Here is a 6,321-nt window from a genome sequence, read left to right on the forward strand (position 1 = left end):
AAACTTAACAATACTAATAATATCCTTTTTACGATTTTCATATGTCTGTACTCCTATCTGGTTAAATTACCGCTAACACCTGAATTAAGCCGCGCCGCGAAGCGGCGTCGGCTTGAATGAGTTGTTAGGCAACACCGCGCTTTCTCTCGAAGGCTTGTCGTGTTTGAACCATGTAAACCGCCGGCCCGTCAGGCGTGGTGATGATCTTCTCCCGCACGAATCCTGCCTTCTCATAGCAGCGTATGGCTCGATGGTTGTTCGGAGTCGGGTCGGTCTGAATCTTCGTCACGGTGGGGTCCGAGAACAGTAGTTCAACGAGAGCGCGGACAAGCCTTGTTCCTAGGCCTTTGTTCAACTGTGTCGGGTCAGCCAGAGACTGGTCTATTCCTCGCACTCCTGGATCAGTTTCATCTTCCCACCAGCCATCACCGCTTCCGAGCGCGACGTACGACTGAGCATAGCCGATCGGTTCCTCGCCCAGCATTGCGATGTACGGTGTTACGGACTCTTCCGCCATCGCTCTGGGCAGGTAGTGTTCCAGCACTTCATCAAGAGTCGGTCGCTCTTCGTCACCACCCCACCACTCAACGATGTGCGGCCGGTTGAGCCAATCATGGAGCATCGGCAGGTCGCGCTCGGTCATGAGGCGAAGAGTTATGGGGGGGGTGCTCGCGGCCTTGCGGCCCATGGCTCGCTGCTGTTCGGCAAAGCGGGCCTGTCGTATAGCGTTAGGGGTGGCCAGCAGGTTGCCGGTACGCTTGTCGTGTTGGTCTTTCATCTCAAACCCTCCATTAGAGCTAACAGTATACCACCAGTTAGCGCTAACGCAAGCATTACATACTTAAATCTGGCCCCCGACTGCGCTGCTTCTGGGTCTGCTTCGCCAGCTCGGCGCGGGCCTCCTGCACCTGCGGCAGCTCCATCACTTTCTGTACCGTGCGCTTGATGTAATCGGCCTCATGGCCTGCCTTGCGCTCCATGATCGCGGGGCTGGCCTCGGCCATGGCCTTGGCGATCTCGTCCGGCTCCCGGCCCTTGCTGGCCAGCTTCATAGCCGCAATGAAGTCGCACTTGCTGAGGTCGTCACCGAAGCGTTTGACCAACCCGGCCATTTCGCTGCGGTAGTCGTCCACGGCGCTGCGGCGATACCGGCGCACACTCCGCGGGGCGGTGATCTCGGCCAGTCGTGCCGTCCGTTCCTGTTGGCGCTTAATGCTGTCCAGCACCTGCCCGGCCTGCTGCATCAGCTCCGGCCCTGCGGTGGCGGTCTTGCCCTTGGATTCACGCAGCAGCACCCACGGCTGATAACCGGTGCGGGTGGTGTGCTTGTCCTTGCGGTTGGTGAAGCCCGCCAAGCGACCATAGTGGCGGCTGTCGGCGCTGGCCGGGTCGGCGTCGTACTCGCGGGCCAGCTTCCGGGCGATTACGCCCCTGTGACCTGCTGGGGCGTCCTGAGCCACTTTTACCCATGCCTGATAGTTCTTGGGGCTGGTCTCCACGATCAGCGCCGGCTCCCGGCCCTCGGCTTTCATGTCATCCAAGTCGAACTCACTGAGATCGTCCACCAGCACCAAACCATGCCGCTCCTGCTCGGCGGGCCTGATATACACGTCATTGCCCTGGGCATTCATCCGCTTGAGCCATGGCGTGTTCTGGAGCACTTCGGCGGCTGACCATTCCCGGTTCATCATCTTGCCGCTGGCGGCATCCCGTATGCCGATGTCGTACCGGTCGCAGCCCATGGCCTTGAGCTGCCGGGCGATGGCTTGCGCGGTGCGGTCACCCTTTACTTGAGCTTGAAAACCAGCCATATACCCCCCTGTTGTTCGATGATTTGCGGCTCCAGCCAAAGCCATGATGCGATCAGCAGCGCCAGAATAGGCGTCACGGAAGCGATCAAGACCCCGGCCCACAACTTCCATGTCCAGCCACGGGCGGCGCTCCGGGCGCTCTGCGCGGCGCTGCTCACCTCGGCGGCTACCTCCCGCAACTCCTTGGCCAGCTCCACCCATGCCGCCCCTGTCTGGCGTTGGGCTTTCAGCCACTCCGCTGCCTGCGCCTCGCTGGCCTGCTGAGTCTGGCTCATGACCTGCCGGGCCTCGTCGGCCAGTGTCGCCATGCTCTGGGCCAGCGGTTCGATCTGCTCCGCTAACTCGTTGATGCCTCTGGACTTCTTCACTCTGTCTATCGCGCTCATGCTCGATAACCTCCCGGTATTCTTGTAAGTCGATGATCTGGCCGTTGGCCGTGTCGATGGCTAGGGCGGTGTCGGCCCGCTCGGTGCGGATGCCCCGGCCCTCCATCTCCACCACGTTGGGGCCAAGATGGATGCCCGGCAGGCGCTCGATGCCCTGCGCCTCAAGTGTTCTATGGTCAATGCGGGCGTCGTGACCAGCCCGCTCTAATGCCCGGTTGGCATGGTCGGCCCATGCCTCGCGGGTCTGCTCAAGCCATGCCTTGGGCTTCAGGCTCTCGGACTTCTGCGCCCCGCCCCGCTCTGGCTGTTTGGCGTTGTACCGCTTGAACCACTGGTCAGCCGGGCGCTCGATACCGTCGTTCTTCCGCTCAGAGATCATCAAGTGGCAATGGGGGTTCTCACCTTTACCGGCATGAATGGCCAGCGTATACGGCAGGCGCTCGCCCTCGGTCAGATGCCGGGCGAATTCGTCCACCAGCTCCCGCTGCTGATCTAGGGTCAGTTCGACCGGCAGGGCAAACTCAACCTCTTTGAACAGCCGCCCATTGGCGCGTTCATACAGGTCGGCAGCATCCCAGTAGTCGGCGGGGCGCTCGGCCCACTCGGGCAGGTGGCCGGACTGAGTGTGCAGCACCTCGTCACGGTCGCGGGAGTAACGGCCCTCCCGCTGGATGTAATCGGCTTTCGCCTTGGCCGACTGGCCGCCGTTCCGGCTGCCGGTCTTGGCCGTAAGGTGATAGATGGCCATAGGGGTTTAGCTCCATGCAATGGCCCTCGGAGAGCGCACAGCCCCAAAGGGGTGCCCGCAGGGCAGTTTCTCGAAGAGAAACCGGTAAGTGCGCCCTCCCGTTAGAATGACGGTCGGGGTTTGCGGTGTCTGTGCTCCGATGATAGCATGATGGCAAGCACATAACCAAGGGGAATGTCAACATGGCAAAAGCAGCGGAACGGCTCGCCAAGCTGGAAGAGCAACGGGCACGGATCAACGCCAAGATCCAGCGGGTCAGGGCACGGGAGCAGCAGCAAAAGCGCAAGGAGGACACCCGGCGCAAGGTGCTGGTAGGCGCGTGGATACTCGGCAAAGTCGAAAGCGGCGAGTGGCCAGAACAGCGCTTGCTCGATGGGCTGGACAGCTACCTAGAGCGCGACCATGACCGGGCGCTGTTCGGACTGCCACCCAAGCAGGAATAGCAGCCACAGGAGCATGGCCAGCCGGAGCCGCAAGAGGGGCAAGGGTGAGCTTCTACCGGCTGACACCTGCCGAGATCGAAGCCCTGCAGCAAGAGATGCGAGAGGCGGGCGCGACCATCAAGGCGGAGATAGCCAAGCGCAAGGTGGCCAGCATGGCCCCTGCGGGGCTTCACACGCGCCCCCGCCCTGCGGGCAGGGGTAAAGGCCGCTAAAGCGGCTAAAGGCGTCTGCGGCTTCCTGTGGCGTCTGTGCATGGGGTTTGGGTTTGCGGGCCTTGGCCCGCCTTTTCCCTACCGCGGAGCGGTGGGGGCGGTGTGTAGCCTAGCGCAGCGGATAGATCAGTTATCCGGCCTCTGGCCGGGCATTTTGGGCAAGGGCAAACAGCGCCCCACTAGGGCGCTGTTAACCGCGCCTAGTGGATTATTCTTAGATAATCATGGATGGATTTTTTCAGCACCCCGCCAGCCCCCGCCCCTGCTGGGTTTGCAGGTTTGGGGGCGTGACAGTTAACGGGGGGGTTCGTGACAGTTAACGGGGGGGGGCGTGACAGTTAACGGGGGGGGCGTGACAGTTAACGGGGGGGGCGTGACAGTTATTGCAGGGGTCAGCCTGCCGCCTTGGGCCGTGCGATGTCGTACTTACCCGCCGCATACTCGTTCACCGTCCAGCCCAGCGCGATCAGCTCCGGCAGCGCCTCGCGCACCCGCTGGCGTCTCTTGCGCATGGCGGCCCCACTGGCCTCTGACGGCCAGACGTAGCCGCACAGGGTATCTATGGCCGCCTTGCCGGTCTTGCCGGGGTCGATCCAGCCACACAGCCGCTGGTGCAGCAGGCGGGCGGTTTCGCTGTCCAGCGCCCGCACCTCGTCCATGCTGATGCGCACATGCTGGCCGCCACCCATGACGGCCTGCGCGATCAAGGGGTTCAGGGCCACATACAGGCGCCCGTCTGCCTCGTCGCTGGCGTACTCGGCAAGCAGCCGGAAGCCCTGCCGCTTGCGGCCATTCTGGGCGATGATGGACACCTTCCAAAGCCGTTCAATGCAGTCCCTGATGGGCTTTGAGTCCTCGATATTGGCATAGCCTATTTCACGAGCCAGCGCCCGATAGCTACCCTTGACCACCATGGCGTCAGCGGTAACGGCTTCCCATTTGGGTTCCAGGAACAGCCGGAGCTGCTGCCCGCCGGGGGTCTCCGGTTCTGGCTCTAGCACCAGACCACTAGGCCCGGCCATGGCCACCAGCCCCTGCAGGATGCGCAAATCATCAGCGCCCAGCGGCTCCGGGCCGCTGAACTCGATCCGCTTGCCGTCGCCGTAGTCATACGTCACGTCCAGCTTGCCGCGCTTGCGCTCGCCCCGCTTGAGGGCACGGAACAGGCCGGGGGCCAGACAGTGCGCCGGGTCGTGCCGGACGTGGCTGAGGCTGTGTTTGTTCTTAGGCTTTGCCACGAGGCACCCCCTTGCTCTTGTGCTGCTTTTCCAGCACGGCGGGCTTGAGTACCCCGCCGTCATGCCGCCTGAACCAGCGGTCTTTGAACGGTGCCCCATAGTTGGCCTTGCTGACTCCAAAGCGGACGAAATAGGGCCGCTGCGTGTCGTCTACGCCCCATTCCTCGGCCTCACCGGTGGTCATGCCGGACAGGTACGATTGCCAGCGGATGTTATCCACCAGCACGGACGATCCCCGGCTGGCCTGCTGCTGGTCGCCTGCGCCCATCATGGCCGCGCCCTTGCTGGCATGGTGCAGGAACACGATAGAGCACCCGGTATCGGCGGCGATGGCCTCCATGCGGCCAATCACTTGCGCCATGGGGCCGCTGGCGTTCTCTTCCTCGATGTGGAACCGGCGCAAGGTATCCAGCACCATCAAGCGGCGTCCCTCAGCGGCTCGCTTGAGGCCGTCGAACCACTCCGGGGCCATGATGTTGGGTAGGCTGCCGATCAGCGGCTGGATTAGCAGACCGTCAGCCACGGCTTGCCGTTGCTCGTCGGTCAGGCGTTCCCCCAATGCGTGCAGGCGGTGATGTATGGCGGTGGGCGGGTCTTCGGCGGGCAGGTAGATCACCGGGCCGGTGCGCAACTCGCCCACGTCCAGCAGGTCGGGGCCGCCTGCGATCTGTGCGGCCAGTTGCAGGGCCAGCATGGACTTGCCGGCCCCACCGGGGGACACCAGCGCCCCCACGGTGCCGGCCACCATGTTGGGCAGTACGTAGTCAATCGGTGGCGGTAGCTCTGTGAAGCTCGCCAGAATGTCGATAGGCTTATGGGTAGCCATTGATTTGCCTCCTGTGTAGGCGGTTGGTGGTTAGGCGCTGGCGGGGTCACTACCCCCGCCCTGCGCCGCCCTGAGTTCTTCCAGATACAGCCGCAGCGCCTCGGCCTCTGCGTCTGTGGCCCATATCTTCCGGGCCTTGCGGCCCATGGCTCGCTGCTGCTCGGCAAAGCGGGCCTGTCGTATAGCGTTGGGGGTGGCCAGCAGGTTGCCGGTACGCTTGTCGTGTTGGTCTTTCATATTTCCTCCGCATTAGAGCTAACACCATAACAGGCATTAGCTCTAATGCAAGTGTTTTATCCTAATGTCGGCCCTCGGTACTGCTGTTTCTCGGCCTGCTTCGCCAGCTCGGCGCGGGCCTCCTGCACCTGCGGCAGCTCCATCACCTTCTGCACCGTACGCTTGATGTAATCGGCCTCATGGCCCGTCTTGCGCTCCATGATGGCGGGGCTGGCCTCGGCCATGGCCTTGCCGATCTCGTCCGGCTCCCGGCCCTTGCTGGCCAGCTTCATGGCCGCGATAAAGTCGCACTTGCTGAGGTCGTCACCGTACCGCTTGACCAGCCCGGCCATTTCGCTGCGGTAACACCTGAGTTAAGCCGCGCCGCGAAGCGGCGTCGGCTTGGACGAATTGTTAGGCCGCATATCGCGACCTGAAAGC

8 protein-coding genes and 1 pseudogene are annotated in these 6,321 nt (G+C 62.9%); 1 reads left to right on the forward strand and 8 read right to left on the reverse strand.

All coding sequences use genetic code 11. The features are described 5' to 3' along the window. Nucleotides 1-124: 124 nt before the first annotated feature. From R7Q48_RS23620 to R7Q48_RS23635, 4 genes and pseudogenes are all read right to left on the reverse strand, one after another. Nucleotides 125-688, reverse strand: coding sequence for an AacA4 family aminoglycoside N(6')-acetyltransferase (locus tag R7Q48_RS23620; RefSeq protein ID WP_112928758.1), 564 nt, complete (start codon nucleotides 686-688; stop codon nucleotides 125-127). A gap of 145 nt (nucleotides 689-833) precedes the next feature. Next, nucleotides 834-1,856, reverse strand: coding sequence for a DNA-primase RepB domain-containing protein (locus R7Q48_RS23625; RefSeq protein WP_318057402.1), 1,023 nt, complete (start codon nucleotides 1,854-1,856; stop codon nucleotides 834-836). Next, the gene (locus R7Q48_RS23630; RefSeq protein ID WP_011117300.1) at nucleotides 1,787-2,197 is read right to left on the reverse strand and encodes an IncQ-type mobilization protein MobB; all 411 of its coding nucleotides are present in this window, start codon (nucleotides 2,195-2,197) and stop codon (nucleotides 1,787-1,789) included. The genes R7Q48_RS23625 and R7Q48_RS23630 overlap by 70 nt, the downstream gene beginning before the upstream one ends. A gap of 106 nt (nucleotides 2,198-2,303) precedes the next feature. Beyond that, nucleotides 2,304-2,945 (reverse strand): annotated as a pseudogene (locus R7Q48_RS23635) (MobA/MobL family protein); the annotation flags it as partial. Between the two features lie 182 nt (nucleotides 2,946-3,127). Here R7Q48_RS23635 and R7Q48_RS23640 point away from each other — a divergent pair. Next, nucleotides 3,128-3,388, forward strand: coding sequence for a mobilization protein (locus tag R7Q48_RS23640; protein WP_169573164.1), 261 nt, complete (start codon nucleotides 3,128-3,130; stop codon nucleotides 3,386-3,388). 604 nt (nucleotides 3,389-3,992) lie between these two features. Here the strand turns inward: R7Q48_RS23640 and repC are convergent. From repC to R7Q48_RS23660, 4 genes are read right to left on the reverse strand one after another with little or no spacing between them, the layout of a single operon-like run. Continuing rightward, complete coding sequence (gene repC, locus R7Q48_RS23645; protein WP_112928757.1) at nucleotides 3,993-4,838, reverse strand: replication protein C, IncQ-type; 846 nt, start codon at nucleotides 4,836-4,838, stop codon at nucleotides 3,993-3,995. Next, nucleotides 4,825-5,664 (reverse strand): helicase RepA family protein, encoded by an 840-nt coding sequence (locus tag R7Q48_RS23650; RefSeq protein WP_169573183.1) that lies wholly within the window; start codon nucleotides 5,662-5,664, stop codon nucleotides 4,825-4,827. Before R7Q48_RS23650 ends, repC begins: the two co-directional genes overlap by 14 nt. 30 nt (nucleotides 5,665-5,694) lie before the next feature. Next, nucleotides 5,695-5,901, reverse strand: coding sequence for a plasmid repression protein F (gene urfF / locus R7Q48_RS23655; RefSeq protein ID WP_112928753.1), 207 nt, complete (start codon nucleotides 5,899-5,901; stop codon nucleotides 5,695-5,697). A 56-nt stretch (nucleotides 5,902-5,957) separates the two neighbouring features. Continuing rightward, nucleotides 5,958-6,233: a hypothetical protein gene (locus R7Q48_RS23660; RefSeq protein WP_223847821.1), complete on the reverse strand. Its 276-nt coding sequence runs from the start codon at nucleotides 6,231-6,233 to the stop codon at nucleotides 5,958-5,960. Nucleotides 6,234-6,321: the final 88 nt, after the last annotated feature.

The sequence above is a fragment of the Vibrio sp. 378 genome (genome assembly GCF_033339435.1).

Coding starts and splice junctions, on each gene's coding strand:
- R7Q48_RS23620 (WP_112928758.1), bottom strand. CDS start 688: ATGGGCCGCAAGGCCGCGAGCACCCCCCCCATAACTCTTCGCCTCATG.
- R7Q48_RS23625 (WP_318057402.1), bottom strand. CDS start 1,856: ATGGCTTTGGCTGGAGCCGCAAATCATCGAACAACAGGGGGGTATATG.
- R7Q48_RS23630 (WP_011117300.1), bottom strand. CDS start 2,197: ATGAGCGCGATAGACAGAGTGAAGAAGTCCAGAGGCATCAACGAGTTA.
- R7Q48_RS23640 (WP_169573164.1), top strand. CDS start 3,128: ATGGCAAAAGCAGCGGAACGGCTCGCCAAGCTGGAAGAGCAACGGGCA.
- R7Q48_RS23650 (WP_169573183.1), bottom strand. CDS start 5,664: ATGGCTACCCATAAGCCTATCGACATTCTGGCGAGCTTCACAGAGCTA.
- urfF (WP_112928753.1), bottom strand. CDS start 5,901: ATGAAAGACCAACACGACAAGCGTACCGGCAACCTGCTGGCCACCCCC.
- R7Q48_RS23660 (WP_223847821.1), bottom strand. CDS start 6,233: ATGGCCGGGCTGGTCAAGCGGTACGGTGACGACCTCAGCAAGTGCGAC.